Genomic DNA, 18,202 nt, shown 5'->3' on the forward strand with positions numbered 1-18,202 from the left:
GGGACGGTTGTTCCCGCCTCAGGGATCGGGGTGGCGGGCGTCATAGTGGATAAAGCCGCGCTGCCACGCCGCCAGCCCCCAGACTGCGGCAATGCACAACAGCCCGCCCGCCACGGCGGCCCATCCCTCCCCCAGCCACTGCCCCGTCGATCCGGAGAAGACGTCGCCCAGGCGGGGACCGCCCGTCACCACCACCACAAAGATGCCCTGCAGCCGGCCCCGCAGGTGGTCCGGGGTGGCCGACTGCAGGATGGTGGAACGGAACACGGAACTGATGGAATCGGCGACGCCAGCCACCACCAAGGCGGCCACGGCACCGACAATCCACGGCGACACGGCGCCGTCGGGCGCGTGGCCGCCCGCCAGGACCGCACCGCCCAGGCCTGCGATCGCGGCGCCCCACACGGTGATGGACCAGACCACCGCCAGGCCCTGGCTGCGCACGCCGCCCAGCGGACCGGAAAACAGTGCGGCCAGGAAGGAGCCGGCGGCTATGGAGGCCAACAGCACGCCCGCCGTCTGCTGCCCGCCGCCCAGCCAGACCGCGCCGATGGCCGGAAGGAGCGCGCGGGGCAGCGCGAACACCATGGCACACATGTCGACCAGGAACGTCATGCGCACGTTGTGCCGGGTGCCCAGGAACCGGAAGCCCTCCAGCACCGACGTGAATCCGGCGCGCTGAACGGAGCCGGTCTCGCCCGGCAAGGGCGGCAGCGCCGGCAGCTTGAACAACGCCCACAGCGACGCCGAAAACGAAAGCACGTCCACGGTGTAGGTCCAACCGTAGCCCACGTTGGCCACCAGGATCCCGGCCATCAGTGGACCGATCGTGGTGCCCAGGCCCATGACGATCATGCTCAGCGCATTTGCCGCCGGCAGCAGTTCCAGCCGCACCAGCCTCGGCACGATGGCGCTGCGGGCCGAGCCGTTGACCCCGGCCGCAGCGGACTGGACGGCGATCAACCCGTACAGGATCCAGACATTGCCCAGCCCCAGCCACGCCTGCGTGGCGATGCCGATGGTCACCAGCCACAAGACCGCGGAGGACAGCAGGGCCACCCGGCGGCGGTCGTGCGCGTCGGCAATGGATCCGCCGTACAGGCCGGCAAACACGAGGGGTACCAGCGCCACCAGGCCCAGCATCCCCACGGCCAGGGTGGAGCGGGTGAGGTCGTACACCTCCAGGCTGACGGCCACCACCGTCAATTGCGTGCCGATCGAGGAAAGTCCGTTGCCCAGCCACAGCCGCCGAAACGCGGGGCTTTCCTTCAGCGGGGTCACGTCGGCAAGGAGTTTTGGCACGGAAACAGCCTAGCCCCGGCACGGGCCCGGCCCGGCTTTGTGGGCGGCGCCCGGCTTTGTGGGCGGCGCCCGGCTGGACCTGCCCCTGGGCCCTGTGAGTCCTGCCGTGGGAAATGTGGCGGCCGGTCGCCTACTGTGGAGAAATGACATCCACTCCCTCCCTCAACGATGACCAGGCGGCCAAGGTCGTCGCCCTCGCCATGGACCTGGCCCGCGAGGGCCGCACCGCCGACCTTGCGGAGTTCCTCGACCACGGACTGGACGTGGATGTCCAGGACACCGGCGGAAACACCCTGCTGATGCTGGCGGCCTACAACGGCCGCCCCGACACCGTGAAGATGCTGCTCGGCCGCGGCGCCAGCCCCAACATCCGCAACGGCCGCGACCAGGCGCCCGTCGCCGGCGCGCTGTTCAAGGGCGAGGAGGCAGTGGTGTCCCTGCTCGTGGCTGCCGGTGCCGACCTCGACGCCGGCACCCCCACCGCGCGGGCGGCTGCGGCCCTGTTTGGCCGCGGGCACCTGCTTGGCTGACGGAAACAAAAACTGCCCGGCACCGGCCACAAGGGCCGGTACCGGGCAGTTGGCAATTTCTAGACGGAGTCCGAGTTGACGTCCGTGCCGGAAATCGCCGATGCCGCCAAGGCTTCGATGGCCTTGCGCACACCCTCGCCGTAGGCGGGGTCCGCCTGCGTGCAGTTGTAGATGTGGCGTTCGATGGTCGCCTGCGAGGCGCCGTCGATGGCGCGGGCCGTGTTCTCGAACAGCACCTGGCGCTGTTCTTCGGTCATCTTCTCGCGGAACAGGATGCCGGGCTGCTCAAAGTAGTTGGCATCGTCTTCGCGGTAGTTGAAGCGGTCGGCCACGGCGCCGACGGCGTGCGCCGGCTCGGCGTAGGCAGACTGCTGGCTCCAGCGGCTGTAGGAGTTCGGCTCGATGCTGGGCGTGCGGCCCTGGTTGCCGTCGACGCGCATGGCACCGTCGCGGTGGTAGGAGTTGACCGGGTTCTTCGGGGCGTTCACCGGGATCTGGTGGTGGTTCACTCCGAGGCGGTAGCGCTGGGCGTCACCGTAGGAGAACAGGCGGCCCTGCAGCATGCGGTCCGGGGAGTAGCTGATGCCCGGCACCACGTTGGCGGGGGAGAATGCTGCCTGCTCGACGTCGGCAAAGTAGTTCTCAGCGTTGCGGTTCAGTTCCCACTCGCCCACCTCAATCAACGGGTAGTCCTTCTTGGACCAGACCTTGGTGAGGTCGAACGGGTGGTACTTGTAGGTCTCGGCGTCGGCCTCGGGCATGACCTGGATCATGAGCTTCCACTTCGGGAAGTCGCCGTTCTCGATCGAGTCGAAGAGGTCGCGCTGGTGGGACTCGCGGTCGCCGCCAACGAGCGCGGTGGCTTCCTCGTCCGTGAGGTTCTTGATGCCCTGCTGCGTCCGGTGGTGGAACTTGACCCAGAAGCGCTCGCCCTCGGCGTTGATCAGCGAGTAGGTGTGCGAGCCGAAGCCGTGCATGTGGCGGTACGAGGCCGGGATGCCCCGGTCCGACATGACGATCGTGACCTGGTGCAGCGACTCGGGCAGGTTGGTCCAGAAGTCCCAGTTGTTCTCGGCGCTGCGCAGGTTGGTGCGCGGGTCACGCTTCACTGCGTGGTTCAGGTCGGGGAACTTCAGCGGGTCGCGGAAGAAGAACACGGGGGTGTTGTTGCCCACCAGGTCCCAGTTGCCTTCCTCGGTGTAGAACTTCACGGCGAAGCCGCGGATGTCGCGTTCGGCGTCGGCGGCGCCGCGTTCGCCGGCCACGGTCGAGAAGCGGGCAAACATGTCCGTCTTCTTGCCCACCTCGGAGAACACCTTGGCGCTGGTGTACTTGGAGATGTCGTTGGTGATGGTCAGGGTGCCGAAGGCGCCGGAGCCCTTGGCGTGCATGCGGCGCTCCGGAATGACCTCGCGGTCAAAGTGGGCCATCTTCTCCAGGAACCAGGCATCCTGGAGAAGCATGGGGCCGCGGGGACCGGCCGTCAGGCTGTCCTGGTTGTTGGCGACGGGCGCCCCGGCGACGGTGGTCAGCGGCAGAGTGTTGTCGTTAGCCATGAAAGTATTTCGCTCCTAGGTGTTTTGTGTTTCCAGGGTCTTTTTGGCGGTGCAGGCCGGGCACGTTCCCCAATAAATGACCTCGGCTTCGTCAATCGTGAAGCCGTGGTCGTCGGAGGCATGCAGGCACGGAGCCTCACCAACGGCACAGTCGACGTCGGCTATGTCGCCGCAGCTCCGGCACACCACGTGGTGGTGGTTGTCGCCCACGCGGGCTTCGAACCGTGCCGGCGAACCGGACGGCTCGATCCTGCGGAGCAGTCCGGCGTCGGCCAAGGCTGACAGCACGTCGTAGACGGCCTGCTTGGAAACGCTGCCCAGCACCTGCCTGGCGGCGCCAATGATGGTGTCGGCGTCCGCATGCGGATGGGCGCGCACTGCTTGGAGGACGGCCAGGCGCGGTCGCGTCACGCGCAGCGCAGCTGCCCGCAGCATCTCCCCAGGTTCCTGAACGTCGACCATGTGCCCCAGCCTGTCATGCTTTTTGGACTGAGTCCAGTTAAAAGTATGGCGCGTCCTCCACAGGGGCATCCGGACCCCCAGCCGTCCCCAGCATCGAGCCTCCCCCTGTTGCGTGCCGGGCGGTGTCCGTAGGCTCGCTTTCATGGATACTTTTACCGGCATCCCCGCCGCAGCCAGCGCCTTCTACGCCGAACTTGAGAACAACAACAACCGCGACTGGTGGCTGGCGCACAAGGACGCCTACGACGCCGTGGTGCGGCTGCCGCTGGAAGCCCTCCTTGCGGAGCTCGCCCCGGTCTTCGGTCCGGCCAAGCTGTTCCGCCCCTACCGGGACGTGCGCTTTTCACTGGACAAATCCCCCTACAAGACGGCGCAGGGCGCGTTTGTCTCCAACCACGAGGGGGTTGGCTTCTACCTCCAGGTGAGCGCCGACGGCCTGCTGGTGGGCGGCGGCTTCCACTCCAGCTCCCCGGCGCACCTGGCCCGCTACCGCTCGGCCGTGGATGCGCCTGCCAGCGGCGAGGCGCTCGCACGAGTGACCGGCACACTGTCCAAATCCGGGTTTTCGGTCGAGGGGCAGCGGCTCAAGACGGTTCCGCGCGGCTTTCCCCGCGGCCACCCGCGCGCGGAACTGCTCAAGCACAAGACGCTCAGCGCCTCACGGCAGCTGGGGCTGCCGGAGTGGCTCGACACCGGCCGCGCCCGCGATGAGGTGGCCAGGCACTGGGAGCAGCTGCGCCCGCTCGTCGATTGGGTGATCCGGTACGCGGCTCCTTGACGGCGGCGGCCTTTGGGGCCTCATTTACGCGACCAACGAAAACTCCGTGACCTAAGGAAACTCCGGGTCCGCCCCTCGCAGCCCGGTCTCAGGCCAGGTGCTTGAGATAGTGGCGCATCGGGGCGTGGCGGATCCAGACCGGCGTGATGCGGACCAGGATCGATGCCATGGCGCAGATCCCCCGCAGCAGACGGTCCTTGGGCGGGGACCAGGGGAATCCGTACAGTTCCCGGACGGAAGGGGGAAGGAGGCCCACTGTCAGGAAGCGGGCCAGGGGCATCAGCAGCTTGATCCACGGCGGCGCATTGTCGGCTGAGAGCAGTTCCCGCGCGACCCGGCGGATGGAGTCATCCACGTCCAGACCGCGAAGGCTTTCGTTCCAGTAGTTGCAGAAGTCGGCCCGGGTGGCCGGCCACAGGCGCCCGGGCATGCCGAGGGCGGTGCCCAGCACCGCATAATCCTGGTACACAGCGTCGGCGATGCCCGGCGCCAAGGCCGGGAACACGGCGTCGTACATATGCATGGCCGATTCATACAGCGTGGCGGCCACCCACAGCTGAAGTGCGGGATCCCCGGCGTCGTAGGCCGGATGCCGCGGGCCGGGGCCGCCCTTGACGGGCAGGTGCGCGCGCTGGACGCGCGCCTTTACCAGCCTCTGCTGCGCGGGTGTCCCGTTGGTCAGGGCGTACACGTAGCTCAGCGTGGCGTGGAGGCGGCGGAGCGGATCGGCCGCAAAATTCGAATGCCGGGCAACGCCGCGGCCCACCGCGGGATTGGCCAACTGCAGGAGGATGGCCCTCCCGGCGCCCGCCAGGAGCACGGACTCCGGCGCCACGTCCGCCATCCCTGCCACTGGCCGGCGCCGGGTCATGGCTAGCCGCGCAGCCCGGCGGGCACGGCCGCCGCGGGACCGGCGGCCTCTTCACGGCGCAGGCGGGAATTCCAGTGGCCGTAGGAGAAGTAAAAGACCAGGCCGGCCGCCACCCAAACGGCGAAGAAGACCCACGTCATGGTGGCGAGGTTGAACATCAGGTAGATGCAGAGGAGCGCCGAGACGACTGGCAGGACCGGGCCGAGCGGGACGCGGAAGGACGGCTTCAGGTCGGGCCTCTTGTGGCGCAGCACGAGGATGCCGACGCTGACCATGACAAACGCGCTCAAGGTGCCGATGTTGATCATCTCGCTGAGCACCTCCACGGGGGTGAACCCGGCCAGGACAGCCACCACGGCACCGCACAGAATCTGCGTGCGGCCCGGGGTGCCGTGCTTGTCCGAGGTCCGACTCAGGGCACGGGGCAGCATGCCGTCGCGGCTCATGGCCATGCTGACGCGCGCCAGGCCCATGAGCAGCACCATGATGACCGTGGTCAGCCCGATCAGCGAGCCCAGGGAAATGATGACTACGGCCCAGTCCGCCCCCACCAGGTGGAAGGCGGTGGCCAGGGAGGGCTCGGCCTGTGCGGCCAGGTCCTTGTAGGACACCATGCCGGTGACCACCAGCGTCACCAGGATGTACAGGACAGTCACGACGCCCAGGCCGGCAAAGATGCCACGCGGCAGCGTCTTGGCAGGGTTTTTGACTTCCTCGGCGCTGGTGGCCACCACGTCGAAGCCGATGAACGCGAAGAACACCAGCGCCGCGCCGGAAATGATGCCGGTGAAACCGTACATGGCAGGCGTGGCGCCGGTGAGGAAGGACAGGAACGGCTGGGTGGTCCAGGACGAACCCGAGGCCGGCGCCGGCACGGAGTTGGGAACGAACGGGGCGAAGTTGGCGGCCTTGACGAAGAAGAAGCCCACCACGATCACGAACAACACGATCGCGATCTTGATCATCGTGAACACGTTGTTGATCCGGGCGGACAGCTTGGTTCCGAGCACCAGGACCACGGTGAAGGCGGCCACCACCACCAGCGGGCCCCAGTACACCGTGGCACCGAGTACGGAGAAGTTGGACGGAATGTTGATGTGGACGGCTTCGAGGAAGTTGCTCAGGTAGACGCCCCAATACTTCGCAATGACGGAAGCCGCCATGAGCAGTTCCAGGATAAGGTTCCATCCGATGATCCAGGCCAGCAGCTCGCCCATGGTGGCGTAGGTGAAGACGTAGGCGCTGCCCGTGACGGGGATGGCGGTGGCGAACTCGGCGTAGCACATGACGGCCAGGGCGCAGGTGACCGCCGCCAGCACAAAGGAAATGGTGACGGCAGGGCCGGCGTAGCTGGCGGCGGCCTTGGCGCCCACGGAGAAGATGCCGGCACCGACGGCCACGGCGACGCCCATGATCATCAGGTCCCAGGTGTTCAGGCTCCGTTTCAGGGTGCGCCCGGGTTCGGCTGCGTCGGCAAGGGAATGTTCAATGGATTTGGTGCGGAACAAGTTCATGGAAATCGCTTAATCTTCAGGTATTTTCAACCACTCGACTTTACCGAAGCCCTATCAGAGCATGCACATTCCGGATACCTATTCTCACTATTTGAGACGCTGGTCGTGCGCGCGGCGTTATTTCTTGGAAATGTTGACCATCTGCTCGCGGTCCACGACCTTGATGCGCTCGCGGGCCACGTCCAGGCCGCCGTCGGCCACGTAGCTGGCGCCCAGATGCTGTTCGTGGGCGTCGAGCTTGTTCCAGCCTTCCCACGTCGTGTAATCCACCCCGCGTGATTCGAGCAGCTCCACGATCTCCTGCTCGCCGGGATGTTCGGCCGCAGGCAGGCCCGCGCGGTCCTCCAGGAGGCAGCCGACGGTCTCCAGCGCGTCGCCCTTGGTGCTGCCGATCAGGCCCACCGGTCCACGTTTGATCCAGCCCGTCGCATACAGGCCCGGCACGGGGGTGCCGTCGTGACCCAGGACACGGCCGCCGTCGTTGGGGATGACGCCGCGCCGGGTGTCGAAGCCCACTTCGGGCAGCTCGGAGCCAAAGTAGCCCACGGCCCGGTAGACCGCCTGGACGGGGTAATCGATGAACTCGCCGGTGCCGCGGGCATTGCCCGTGCCGTCGAGTTCATTGCGTTCAAACCTGATGCCGGAGACCCGGCCGTCCGTGCCCAGGATTTCCACGGGGGTGTGCAGGAAGTGGAGGTGGAGGCGGCGCGACGCCGGAACCCGGGTCTCGTCATGCTCCTCGGCCAACCAGTTGGTGAAGGTCTTCACGATGGTCTTGACCTGGTTGTTGGTCCTGATGGCGGCGTCGGAGGCCTCGTCGAAATCAAAGTCCTCGTCATAAAGGACAATGTCCACGTCGCGCGAGTGGGAAAGTTCGCGCAGTTCCAGTGGGGTGAACTTCACCTGCGCGGGGCCGCGGCGGCCAAAAATGTGGACGTCCGTCACGGGCGATGACTTCAGCCCCTGATAAACGTTGTCCGGGATCTCGGTGACCAGCAGGTCGTCCGCGTGCTTCGAGAGGACGCGGGCAACATCCAGCGCCACGTTGCCGTTACCGATCACCGCGATTTCCTGGGCCGTCAGGGGCCATTCGCGCGGAACGTCCGGGTGTCCGTCATACCAGGAGACGAAGTCGGCGCCGCCGAAGGAACCCTCGAGCTCGATGCCCGGGACGTCCAGCTCCGCGTCCTTCACGGCCCCGGTGGCGAAAATGACGGCGTCGTAAAAGGAACGGATGTCGCTGAGCGAGAGGTCCCGGCCGTAAGTGACGTTGCCAAAGAAGCGGATGTCGCCGCGGTCCAGCACCCTGTGCAGGGCGTTGACGATGCCCTTGATGCGGGGGTGGTCTGGGGCCACCCCGTAGCGGATCAAGCCGTAGGGTGCCGGGTGCGACTCAAAAATGTCAATGCTGACTTCAACGTCCCCGCCAGCCACTTCCTGTGATTTGGTCAGGATGTCCGCCGCGTAGACCCCGGCCGGACCGGAGCCGACGATGGCGACGCGGAACGGGCGGGCGGTTGTCGAGTTAGACAAGTGGAAGTCCTTCCGAACTGTGGACCGCGGCACCAGGGGTGGCCGGGCCGCGGCGGGAACGCCAAGTGGGCGCTGCTTTCCCAGTCTAGGTGTCCGAGCCCGGGGCCGGTAAGGGGCGTCCGCGGAACGTGACCAACCACTCAGGCCCGGATGCGGTGCGCCGCATTTCAGTCCAGCCGCGCACCGGGTGGCCATGGAATATTGGTGCGGTCCGTGCTGTTGTTGGCCATGTGCCGATCAGCAAACCCTCCATAGTGCCAGCGTCCCCGACCACCGGGTCGCCGAACAGAAGCAAACCGCCGCGCCCGGCCCGGACCGAGACCGCCACGGGCATGCTCCTTGGGATCGGCGCCTACGGACTGTGGGGGCTGCTGCCGCTTTACTTCATTTGGCTCATCCCGGCGGGCAGCGTGGAAATCGTCGCCAACCGCGTTGTCTGGTCCGTCGTCTTCTGCGCCCTGGTCATCACCCTCACGCGCGGCTGGCCAAAGATCGGCGCGGCCGTGCGGGACCCGCGCATCCTCGGCCCGCTGGCGGTGGCGGGCGTCCTGATCGTCATCAACTGGTTGACCTACGTGTTCGCCGTGACTCATGGCAACGCCATCGAGGCGTCACTGGGCTACTTCATCAACCCGCTCGTCTCCGTGCTGCTGGGGGTCATCGTCCTGAAGGAAAAGCTGCGCCCCCTCCAATGGGCGGCCGTCGGCGTGGGGTTCGCTGCCGTCGTCGTGCTGACCTTCAGCTACGGAAAACTGCCGTGGGTTGCCCTGGTGCTGGCGTTCAGCTTCGGCCTGTACGGCTTTGTGAAGAACCGCGTGGGCGGCAAGGTGGACGCCCTCACCAGCCTGAGCGTGGAGACCGCAGTGCTCGCCCCGTTCGCGGCCGCCGCCATGGTGGTCCTCGCCGTGTTGGGGCAGGCCACGCTGACCGGGCTGGGCGCCGGACATTTCTGGCTCATGGCAGCCTCCGGCGTGGTCACCGCGGTCCCGCTGCTGTTCTTTGGCGCATCCGCCCGGCGCCTGCCCATGACGACCATCGGACTGCTGCAGTATGTGGCCCCGCTCTTGCAGTTTGTGGTGGCCACCGTCCTTCTGGGCGAGCACATGGGACTCGACCGCTGGATTGGTTTCGGCATCGTGTGGCTGGCACTGGTGATTCTGACGGCAGACTCCCTGGTCCGCTACCGGCACACCGCGCGCTTGCGCCGGGCAGCCGCCTGACGCCGGCAGTCCCAAGCGAAAGGTGCGCGCATATCCGTTGAGGCATTTGACCTGCTGGTGGTTGGCGGAGGCAAGGCGGGCAAGTCGCTCGCCATGGACTTGGCCGCCGCCGGGCAGCGCGTGGCCATGGTTGAGCGCGGCATGATCGGCGGCACCTGCATCAATGTCGCATGCCTTCCCACGAAGACACTGGTCAACAGTGCCCGGCTGCTCGCACTGGCCCGCCGAGCGGCCCCATTCGGCATCGACCTCTCCGGCACGCCCACCGTCGACATCGACCTGCTGCACGCTGTCCGGCACCAGTGTGGTGGTCAACACCGGGATGGTCCCGTTTGTCCGCAACCTTCCCGGGCTGTGCTCGGCGGAACCCCTGGCTGAGCGAAACCGAGGCCCTGCACGCCGGGTACAGCATCAGGATCGCGACGACGCCGGTCTCCGCCATCCCGCGCCCGGACCGTGGGCCAGCTGGACGGAATCTGGAAGGCCGTGGTGGAGCGCGGCACGGACAGGATCCTGGGCGCGGCCCTGCACGGCCACGAGTCCAGCGAGGTGATCGCCGTGCTCCAAATGGCCATGCTGGCCGACGTCCCTTACCAGCACCTCCGCGACGCGGTTTCCTGACCCGCTGGCCGAGCTTGTCCAGATTTCGACAAGCTCAACCAACGGCACACTTAGATGCCCTGCCGCACGTGGTCGCGCGGCACCACCACCATGGGCACCGGCAGGGCGCGCAGGATCTTGTTCGCCGTGGACCCGAGGAAGATCTTGTGGTTTTCGGCCAGGCGGCTGGATCCGACCACCACCAGTTCCCCCGACTTCCAGCCGATTCCGTCCACGGCTTCTTCAATGTTGCGCCCGTGCGCCAGGGTCACGGTGACCTTGTCTTCGGGGAGCTTTGAGGCGGCCTCCGCCAGCACGGTGTTCACGTGCTGCCGGGCAGGGCTGAGCGCGTGGTCAAGATTAAAATTTCCCTGTTCCAGCTGGTCGATTTCGACCAGGGAAACCAGGCGCAGCGGAACGTTGCGCCGCCCGGCTGCGGTGGTTCCGACGTCGAGCACGGCCTGCCAGCCCTCCCGGACACCGGTCATGACGGTCAGCCGGGTCAGCGCCTCCCGGCGGTTGTAGCCACGCGGCGCCAGTGCCACGGGGACGGGGGATGCGTGCAGCAACCCGTTGGCCACGGAGCCGACCGTGAACCGCTTGAACAGCCCGTTGCTGGCGGCCCCGACGACGATAAGGGCCGCATTGTCCTCCTTGGCCGCGTCGATCAGCCCGTGGACAAACGACTCGGCAGTGCGTGTTGAGTAAGTGGCGGAGACGCCGTCGGGCACCAGGCCCAGCGCCGCCTTTTCCTCGGAAGGACCGGCCTCCCTGCCGCCGTGCACCACGTTCACGAGGTGGAGTTGCGCGCCCTGCGTCTTTGCGATGACTCCGGCCAGGGCAATGGCGTCGGCGCCACGGTCGTCCGGACGGTATCCAACCACATATTTCATGCAATCAACCTTTCGATGGGCCGCCTGCGCGCACACTCCGCGGAGGCCACGGCGTTCACAGCACTGACTGTACAGCTGACCACCGCCGCCCGAAAGCGGGATGGCAATTTAGTCCCCAGCCCCTGCCTGGCCGCCCACGGGACGGATCGTGACCGCCAGACGAGCAGGAGCGCAACACTGACAGGGAGAAGCCAGCGCCAGGTCGGCCAAGGGGCGGCAGTCCCCGCCATAAGCGGTGCTGGCGGTGCTTCGGCGTGCGGGGATTCGACGTCGACGGCGTCGCCGCCTGCTGCCTGCCAGCTGTACGCGTCGTGACTGGCGGCTGAGTCGTTGGCCAGCTCCGCGTCGCGCACCGCGAGAGGGCTTTCCAGCACGCGGCGGCTTGCCTGCTCGCCCCGCTCCTCCCCTTGGCTGACGAGGTTCAGCGCTGAAGGGCGCTGTGCAGCAACGGCAGCAGCGAATGCTCGCGGCTTCACAGGAGCGGGTCGGCCAGTTTGCCCGACGCTTCCATCGACTGGGGAGGGACCATGTCTTCGCTTCCGGTCAAAGGCGGCGCCGCTGGTTTCGGCGGCACGCCGGTCCTTTCCGGTTCCTCGCCCCCTGGCTGGAAAATTGCCGGGTATCGCTCGTGCAGGCGGGAACGGCACCTGGGGCGCACCCAGGAGGCCAACCCGGGTGCCGCCGTCGTCCCCCGTTCGGGGTGACTGCCCCCATTCCCCCGCGGAGGCGTGCATATCTCGAATCTCGACAGGGTTGGGCCGCCCGGCGCACCGCGGTGACGAGAACGTCCCGATCGTCGTTCAGCATCGCGTCGCCACCAGGATCGCCAACGATGAAGGAATCCAGTAGCGCCTTGCAAGCCACACTGTGGCGGTGCCGGCATAGAACGTCGTTGGGCCGCCGCCGGAACAGGGAGTTCGACGGCGGGCTTCCGACCACCCGACCAATCCCCGCCTGCCGTTTCACCACACGCCAGCTGGACCTCCGGCCGCGGATCCGGGGCCTGCGGCATGGACCGCGGCGCTGCGGGAGGCGGACCGGCACCTGCCCGGGTGCCGGGTCCTGGGTCAGTTCCTCGCCCCGGGCTGGAAAATCGCCGGAAACCTCGGATCGATGCCGTTCTGGTCCATGCGACCCCCCCCATTGGCGCTGAAATGAATTCCCCCTAGCGGCGTGGCTGTCGACGCCACGCGGTGATCATCCGACGGCGTCGGCAGCCACGTCCGGATCAGCGCCCGTTTCCACTCGATCCGTGGTCAGCCGGAGGTAGACGGCCAGCAGCAAGGCCGCCAGGCCCACCAAAAGCAGGTGCGGTCCCACCTGGATCAGCGTCACCGGCCAGGGAGTCAAGGTGACACCGTCTTCGCCGCTCCCGAAGGTGCTGGATCCCAGCGAGCCGGTGAATATCTGCGGCGCATAAAAAGCCACCGCAGCGCCCACCAGCAAGACGACGCCCGTGGCAACGGCGCGCGCCGTGGACAGCGAATTCCTCCCGTCAGCATCGGGCCTGACGATTGCCACGGCAGCCCCCGCATACAACCCAAACAGGGCCATGGGCATGGTGGCAATGGTAGTCAGCTGAAACCAGGGATAACTGAAGGTTGAGCCTTCTGGAGAGCCAAACATGGACAGCAGGACGTCAGGATGCAGCGTGACCGCGAAGAGCGAAAGTCCGGCAGCGGCCAGGGCTGTCACCGCCACCAGGGCGGCACCGCCTCGCAGCCAGGGAGAGGCCCGCGGGTGGCGGGGCGCCCCTGTGAGGAACATGACCACCAGCAGGCCCATCCCCGCAATGATGATGACGGGACCCAGCGCCACGACCTTGTCGGTCAGGGGAAAGAACAGCGTCACGAGCACGTAGCTGGCGGTGGCGGGGTCGAGGGCGGGCGTTTTTTTGGGCAACAGGCAAAGCACCCCGAGCACGATCGTCGCCATGCCGGTCCCGAGGCCAAGAACCCACGTCCGCGCAGTCCACGGCACAGGCCCCGGGACGGCATGCCCCGTCTCGGCCGGGTCCGGGGGCTCGTCCCCGGCGCCGGCTTGTGCCGGCTGGTCCCCTGACGGAAGAACGCCGACCGGCTGGTCCACGGACGGCAGTTGTGGCTGCGGCAGTTCCCCGGTCCCAAATTCTGCCGGCCCAGTGTCCGGTGGCCCGGATGCTGCGGGCCGCGCGAAAGCCCGCGGCAACCCCTCGCCTCCGGGCTGAAAGATTGCCGGATATCGTTCGTCAAAGTCACCGTCCATGTCGGCTCCCATGTTGTGACCCCCGCCAAGCCGCTGCTCCCCCCAAGTTTATCCAGCGGCAGACGGGAACGGCACCCCGGCGGGCCAAATGGCCAACCCGGGGGCCGCCGTCGTCAGTCCCCGCGGAGGTTCGAGATAACTACCTCACCCCCCGCGGAGGCGTCGTTATCTCCAATGTCAACGGGGTGGGGTGTCGTTATCTCGAATCTCGACGGGGTCAGGCTGCCTGGCGCACCGCCGTGACCAACACGTCGAGGCCGTCGTTCAGGAGCCCGTCGCTGATGACCAGCGGTGGGAGCAGGCGGATGACGTTGCCGTAGGTGCCGCAGGTCAGGATGATGACCCCGGCCTGCAGGCACGCGGCGGCGATCGCCTTGGCGGCCTCCGGGTTCACTTCCTTGGTGGTGCGGGCGGTGCCCGGCTTGACCAGTTCGATGGCCATCATGGCGCCGCGGCCGCGGATCTCGCCGATGATGCCGGCCTCGCCGAGTTCCTCCATGAGCGCGGTCAAGCGGGCGGTGACGATCTTTTCGATGTTCTGGGCGCGGCCGTTGAGGTCGTGCTCCTTCATGGTCCTGATCGCCGCCAGCGACGCGGCGCAGGCCACCGGGTTGCCGCCGTAGGTGCCGCCGAGGCCGCCGGGGTGCACGGCGTCCATGAGGTCGGCGCGGCCCGTGATGGCCGAAAGCGGGAGCCCGCCGCCGATGCCCTTGGCCATGGTGATGATGTCGGGGACGACGCCCTCGTGCTGGGAGGCGAACCATTGGCCGGTGCGGCAGAAGCCGGACTGGACCTCGTCGGCGATGAACACGACGCCGTTGTCCTTGGCCCAGGCGGCCAGGGCGGGCAGGAAGCCGTCGGCGGGGACGATGAAGCCGCCCTCGCCCTGGATCGGCTCGATGAGGATCGCGGCCACGGATGAGGCGCCGATCTGCTTTTCGATCATGGTGATGGCGCGGCGTGCCGCCTCCTCGCCCTTGATGTCAGCTTCTTCGCGGTACGGGTAGCTCATGGGCACGCGGTAGATCTCGGGCGCGAAGGGGCCGAAGTTGGTCTTGTACGGCATGGCCTTGGCGGTCAGCGCCATGGTCAGGTTGGTGCGGCCGTGGTAGGCGTGGTCGAAGGCCACAATCGCGTCGCGGCCCGTGGCCAGCCGGGCCACCTTCACGGCGTTCTCCACGGCTTCGGCGCCCGAGTTGAACAGCACGGTGCGCTTCTCGTGGGTGCCGGGGGTCAGGGCGTTGAGCTCCTCGGCCACGGCCACGTAGCTTTCGTACGGGGTGACCATGAAACAGGTGTGCGTGAAGTGGCCCACCTGCTCGCGGACGGCGTCGACCACGTTCTGGTCCGAGGCGCCCACTGTGGTCACGGCGATGCCCGAGCCCAGGTCGATGAACGAGTTGCCGTCGACGTCCGTGATGACGCCGCCGTCGGCATCGGCCACATAGACAGGGACGCTGGAGGCGACGCCGCCGGCCACCACGGCCTTGCGGCGCGCGTCCAGGGCCGCGGACTTCGGACCGGGGAACGGGCCGCCGAGGTGCCGCTTCTGCTCTAGCCGGTAGGTGATTTCAGACATGGAGTTACCTTTCAAAATGGGCCTGCAAAGGGGTGGGACGGCGCACCGGACGCGGCCGTCAGGGTGCTTACGCGTCGAGATTGCTCATGACGTGCTTGATGCGGGTGTAGTCCTCGACGCCGTAGATCGAGAGGTCCTTGCCGTAACCTGACTGCTTGAACCCGCCGTGCGGCATTTCGGCGGTGAGCATGATGTGCGTGTTGATCCAGACGGCGCCAAAGTCCAGGTCGCGGGAGACGCGCATGGCCACGCCGTGGTTGGACGTCCACACGCTGGAGGCCAGGGCGTACTCGACGTCGTTGGCCATCTCGACGGCCTCTTCCTCCGTCTTGAACGTCTGGACGGTGATGACGGGCCCGAACGTTTCCTTCTGCACGATGTCATCCCCCTGCTTGACGCCGTCCACCACGGTCGGCTCAAAGAAGAAGCCCTTCTCGCCCACACGCTTGCCGCCGGTGACCACCCTGGCGTACTCGGGGATGTTCTCCACGACCTTGACCACCTCGTTGAAGTGGTTGATGTTGTTCAGCGGGCCAAAGTAGTTCTTGGAGTCGTCCTCGTTGCCGGTCTCCAGGCCCTTGGAGGCGGTGGCCAGCAGCGACACGAATTCGTCGTGCGCGGATTCCTCCACCAGCACGCGCGTGATGGCCGTGCAGTCCTGGCCTGCGTTGAAGAAGGAGTACTCCGCGATTTCCTGGGCGGTCCTGCCCAGGTTGGCGTCGGCGAAGACAATGGCGGGGGCCTTACCGCCCAGTTCAAGGTGGGCGCGCTTGAGTCCCCTGGCGGCGCCGGAGGCCACGGCGATGCCCGCCCGGACCGAGCCCGTGATGGACACCATGGCGGGGGTCTTGTGGTCCACCATGGCAGCGCCGGTGGCACCGTTGCCCAGCACGATGTTCAGCACGCCGGCGGGCAGGATGTCCTTGGCGATGTCGGCAAACACCAGCGTGCTTTCCGGCGTCGTGTCGCTGGGCTTGAGCACAATGGTGTTGCCGGCGGCGAGGGCCGGGCCGATCTTCCACACCAGCATCAGGAACGGGTAGTTCCACGGCGTCACCTGTGCCACCACGCCTACCGGTTCGCGGCGGACGTAGGAGGTGAAGTTTTCCATGTATTCGCCGGCTGAGCGGCCCTCGAGCAGACGGGCCGCACCCGCGAAGAAGCGGAACTGGTCGGCGCCCGCGCCCACTTCCTCGTCGGCGATCATTTGCTTGACCTGGCCGGTGTTGCGGTGCTGGGCTTCCACAATTTCGGTGCCCCGTGCTTCAATGGCGTCGGCCAGCTTGAGCAGGACGGCCTGGCGCTGGCCGGGGGTGGACCGTTTCCACGTCGTGAATGCGGCGGCGGCGGCGTCCATGGCCGCGTCCACATCGGCCTGGCTGGAAATCGGCGCCTTCGCCACGATCTCGCCGTTGACGGGGTTGACGATGTCCAAGGACTCGGTGCCGGTGACGGGGACGAATTCGCCGTTGATGAAGTTCTGCAAGGTTTGGACCACGGTGTTCAACCTCTTTAGCTCGATGTGTGACGCGGCCCTGTTTTTGGATTTGCCGCTTTATGACGAGCCTAAGCCCCGGATGCCCCGCGGGCGAATGGCCGTTTGCACCACCAGAGCCGTGATCGATAGTGCGTTTGTATAATTGAGGCATGGCATTATCCTTGGCGGACCTCATGGCCGTTCCTGCCCTGCACCTGAAAAACATGGGCTCCTCGCGCACCCCGCTGACGGCCCCCATTGATTGGGTGGCGGTCACCGAGCTGGAAAACCCGCAGGCGTTCCTGAGCGGTGGCGAACTGGTGCTGACCACGGGCGCCCGGCAGGGCACTGCGGACGCCCAGCGTTCCTTTGTGCGCCAGATCCGGCGGGCGGGCGCCGTCGGCGTTGGCTTTGGGATTGGCTTCGAGCACGACGCCGTCCCCCAGGCCCTCATTGCCGAGGCCAACCGCTGGGGCGTGCCGGTGGTGGAGGTCCCGTACATCACGCCGTTCATCGCCATCGGCAAGCTGGTCGCGGAGGCCCGGTCCGCGGACCATTACACGAAGCTGGAACGGCTGCTGCGCGAGCACCAGGTGCTGGCCCGGGCGCTGCTGACCGGCGGGGGCCTGCCGTCGCTGCTGCGCAAGCTGGCGGCCATGGTGGGCTCGGATCTCTCCATCACCCAGTACGGCAGCGAAATGTTTTTCACCTCCGCCGGGCCCCGCCACTCCGGGGACGCCGTCGGCCCGGACGACGACGGCTGGCAGGCCGTGGCGCTGTCCACGGGCAAGCGGGACGCCAGCACGCTGTGGCTGCGCAGGCCCTTCCACGACGACGGCATTGTGGATTATGCGCGCGGGCTGATCAGCATTGAACTGAACAACCTGGCGCAGCGCCGACACACGGCACGCCAGATCGCAGGCCAAATCCTGACGGACATCGTCCGCGGCACGGTGGAGGCCGCCGACGCCGACGCCAGGATTGAAACGCTGGGGCTGAACCCGGCGTCGAAGTACTTTGTGCTGCTGGTCCGCGACGGCGAGGACCGGTTCCCCACGCTGCCGACCACGGTGCTGCCGCCGGAGCTGGATTCTGCCGTCGCCGCCGTCATCAAGGCCGACGAACACAACGAACTGCTGGTGGTTGTCCCTTCCCAGCTGGGCGAGCCCGCCGTTCTGGGCCGGGCGCTGAGCCGACAAATGATCGACGTCGGCATCACCGAGGCGGTGGGGATCGGCGGCACGTATTCAAAGGCGAACGGGCTTCGCTGGAGCTATTTCGAGGCGCGGGAGGCGGCCACGCGGGGGCTGGATGTGAACGTTCCCGAGCGGCTGAGCCTGACCTCCCTGCTGCTGGCCAGCGGGGACGTTCCCATGGCCGCGATGGCAGCCGAGGCGCTGGGCCCGCTGACCGCCTTCGACACGGCGCACGGCGCCGAACTGGTGGACACGCTGGAGACCTATCTTCGGCTCAACGGCTCGGTGGCCGCGGTGGCCGATGCGCTCACGCTGCACCGGAACACTGTCCGGTACCGGCTGACGCAGATTTCCGAACTGACCGGCTACGATCCGGCACTGACCCCGGACCGGGTGCAGCTGTGGCTGGCACTGGCCGTGCGACGGCTGTCCCCGCCGGCCTGACCC

At 67.2% G+C, this 18,202-nt stretch carries 16 protein-coding genes; 6 read left to right on the forward strand and 10 right to left on the reverse strand.

Features of this window, described 5'->3' with window-relative positions:
• Nucleotides 1-18 precede the first annotated feature (18 nt).
• Entirely contained in the window at nucleotides 19-1,302 is a 1,284-nt protein-coding gene (locus DMB86_RS00165) for an MFS transporter (protein WP_113716026.1), read from the reverse strand.
• A 143-nt stretch (nucleotides 1,303-1,445) separates the two neighbouring features.
• Between DMB86_RS00165 and DMB86_RS00170 the strand changes: the two genes are divergently transcribed.
• The gene (locus tag DMB86_RS00170; protein WP_113716027.1) at nucleotides 1,446-1,832 is read left to right on the forward strand and encodes an ankyrin repeat domain-containing protein; all 387 of its coding nucleotides are present in this window, start codon (nucleotides 1,446-1,448) and stop codon (nucleotides 1,830-1,832) included.
• 59 nt (nucleotides 1,833-1,891) lie between these two features.
• Here the strand turns inward: DMB86_RS00170 and DMB86_RS00175 are convergent, their stop codons facing one another.
• Nucleotides 1,892-3,388, reverse strand: coding sequence for a catalase (locus DMB86_RS00175; RefSeq protein ID WP_113716028.1), 1,497 nt, complete (start codon nucleotides 3,386-3,388; stop codon nucleotides 1,892-1,894).
• Between the two features lie 15 nt (nucleotides 3,389-3,403).
• On the reverse strand, nucleotides 3,404-3,850 hold the full coding sequence (locus DMB86_RS00180) for a Fur family transcriptional regulator (RefSeq protein ID WP_113716029.1): 447 nt from the start codon (nucleotides 3,848-3,850) through the stop codon (nucleotides 3,404-3,406).
• Nucleotides 3,851-3,992: 142 nt separating this feature from the next.
• Between DMB86_RS00180 and DMB86_RS00185 the strand changes: the two genes are divergently transcribed.
• Complete coding sequence (locus DMB86_RS00185; protein WP_113716030.1) at nucleotides 3,993-4,628, forward strand: DUF2461 domain-containing protein; 636 nt, start codon at nucleotides 3,993-3,995, stop codon at nucleotides 4,626-4,628.
• Nucleotides 4,629-4,716: 88 nt separating this feature from the next.
• On the opposite strand, the gene DMB86_RS00190 is transcribed toward DMB86_RS00185, so the two are convergent.
• The 3 genes from DMB86_RS00190 to DMB86_RS00200 form a co-directional block, all read right to left on the reverse strand.
• Nucleotides 4,717-5,472: an oxygenase MpaB family protein gene (locus DMB86_RS00190; protein WP_227878788.1), complete on the reverse strand. Its 756-nt coding sequence runs from the start codon at nucleotides 5,470-5,472 to the stop codon at nucleotides 4,717-4,719.
• A 29-nt stretch (nucleotides 5,473-5,501) separates the two neighbouring features.
• Entirely contained in the window at nucleotides 5,502-7,013 is a 1,512-nt protein-coding gene (locus DMB86_RS00195) for an amino acid permease (protein ID WP_113716032.1), read from the reverse strand.
• 117 nt (nucleotides 7,014-7,130) lie between these two features.
• Nucleotides 7,131-8,546: an FAD-dependent oxidoreductase gene (locus DMB86_RS00200; protein WP_227878514.1), complete on the reverse strand. Its 1,416-nt coding sequence runs from the start codon at nucleotides 8,544-8,546 to the stop codon at nucleotides 7,131-7,133.
• Between the two features lie 332 nt (nucleotides 8,547-8,878).
• Between DMB86_RS00200 and rarD the strand changes: the two genes are divergently transcribed.
• The 3 genes from rarD to DMB86_RS00215 all read left to right on the forward strand — a co-directional run bounded on the left by rarD (nucleotide 8,879) and on the right by DMB86_RS00215 (nucleotide 10,387).
• Nucleotides 8,879-9,766, forward strand: a complete 888-nt coding sequence (gene rarD / locus DMB86_RS00205; RefSeq protein WP_113719223.1) for an EamA family transporter RarD — start codon at nucleotides 8,879-8,881, stop codon at nucleotides 9,764-9,766.
• A gap of 93 nt (nucleotides 9,767-9,859) precedes the next feature.
• Nucleotides 9,860-10,144 (forward strand): hypothetical protein, encoded by a 285-nt coding sequence (locus DMB86_RS00210; protein ID WP_171814316.1) that lies wholly within the window; start codon nucleotides 9,860-9,862, stop codon nucleotides 10,142-10,144.
• A 78-nt stretch (nucleotides 10,145-10,222) separates the two neighbouring features.
• The gene (locus tag DMB86_RS00215) at nucleotides 10,223-10,387 is read left to right on the forward strand and encodes a hypothetical protein (protein ID WP_113716035.1); all 165 of its coding nucleotides are present in this window, start codon (nucleotides 10,223-10,225) and stop codon (nucleotides 10,385-10,387) included.
• 50 nt (nucleotides 10,388-10,437) lie between these two features.
• Here the strand turns inward: DMB86_RS00215 and DMB86_RS00220 are convergent, their stop codons facing one another.
• The 4 genes from DMB86_RS00220 to DMB86_RS00240 all read right to left on the reverse strand — a co-directional run bounded on the left by DMB86_RS00220 (nucleotide 10,438) and on the right by DMB86_RS00240 (nucleotide 16,580).
• A complete protein-coding gene (locus DMB86_RS00220; RefSeq protein WP_113716036.1) occupies nucleotides 10,438-11,259 on the reverse strand; it encodes a universal stress protein in 822 nt (273 codons plus the stop codon).
• Nucleotides 11,260-12,456: 1,197 nt separating this feature from the next.
• Nucleotides 12,457-13,347 carry a hypothetical protein gene (locus DMB86_RS00230; RefSeq protein WP_171814317.1) on the reverse strand — a complete coding sequence of 297 codons (891 nt, stop codon included), beginning with the start codon at nucleotides 13,345-13,347 and terminating at the stop codon, nucleotides 12,457-12,459.
• A gap of 373 nt (nucleotides 13,348-13,720) precedes the next feature.
• Nucleotides 13,721-15,082: a 4-aminobutyrate--2-oxoglutarate transaminase gene (gene gabT / locus DMB86_RS00235; protein ID WP_113716039.1), complete on the reverse strand. Its 1,362-nt coding sequence runs from the start codon at nucleotides 15,080-15,082 to the stop codon at nucleotides 13,721-13,723.
• A 67-nt stretch (nucleotides 15,083-15,149) separates the two neighbouring features.
• Nucleotides 15,150-16,580, reverse strand: coding sequence for a gamma-aminobutyraldehyde dehydrogenase (locus DMB86_RS00240; RefSeq protein WP_113716040.1), 1,431 nt, complete (start codon nucleotides 16,578-16,580; stop codon nucleotides 15,150-15,152).
• Between the two features lie 149 nt (nucleotides 16,581-16,729).
• On the opposite strand from DMB86_RS00240, the gene DMB86_RS00245 reads away from it, so the two are divergent.
• Nucleotides 16,730-18,199 (forward strand): PucR family transcriptional regulator, encoded by a 1,470-nt coding sequence (locus DMB86_RS00245; RefSeq protein ID WP_113716041.1) that lies wholly within the window; start codon nucleotides 16,730-16,732, stop codon nucleotides 18,197-18,199.
• Nucleotides 18,200-18,202: the final 3 nt, after the last annotated feature.

Source organism: Arthrobacter dokdonellae, from assembly GCF_003268655.1.
Taxonomy (GTDB): Bacteria; Actinomycetota; Actinomycetes; order Actinomycetales; family Micrococcaceae; genus Specibacter; species Specibacter dokdonellae.

Coding starts and splice junctions, on each gene's coding strand:
- DMB86_RS00170 (WP_113716027.1), top strand. CDS start 1,446: ATGACATCCACTCCCTCCCTCAACGATGACCAGGCGGCCAAGGTCGTC.
- DMB86_RS00175 (WP_113716028.1), bottom strand. CDS start 3,388: ATGGCTAACGACAACACTCTGCCGCTGACCACCGTCGCCGGGGCGCCC.
- DMB86_RS00180 (WP_113716029.1), bottom strand. CDS start 3,850: ATGGTCGACGTTCAGGAACCTGGGGAGATGCTGCGGGCAGCTGCGCTG.
- DMB86_RS00185 (WP_113716030.1), top strand. CDS start 3,993: ATGGATACTTTTACCGGCATCCCCGCCGCAGCCAGCGCCTTCTACGCC.
- DMB86_RS00190 (WP_227878788.1), bottom strand. CDS start 5,472: ATGGCGGACGTGGCGCCGGAGTCCGTGCTCCTGGCGGGCGCCGGGAGG.
- DMB86_RS00195 (WP_113716032.1), bottom strand. CDS start 7,013: ATGAACTTGTTCCGCACCAAATCCATTGAACATTCCCTTGCCGACGCA.
- rarD (WP_113719223.1), top strand. CDS start 8,879: ATGCTCCTTGGGATCGGCGCCTACGGACTGTGGGGGCTGCTGCCGCTT.
- DMB86_RS00210 (WP_171814316.1), top strand. CDS start 9,860: ATGGACTTGGCCGCCGCCGGGCAGCGCGTGGCCATGGTTGAGCGCGGC.
- DMB86_RS00220 (WP_113716036.1), bottom strand. CDS start 11,259: ATGAAATATGTGGTTGGATACCGTCCGGACGACCGTGGCGCCGACGCC.
- gabT (WP_113716039.1), bottom strand. CDS start 15,082: ATGTCTGAAATCACCTACCGGCTAGAGCAGAAGCGGCACCTCGGCGGC.
- DMB86_RS00245 (WP_113716041.1), top strand. CDS start 16,730: ATGGCATTATCCTTGGCGGACCTCATGGCCGTTCCTGCCCTGCACCTG.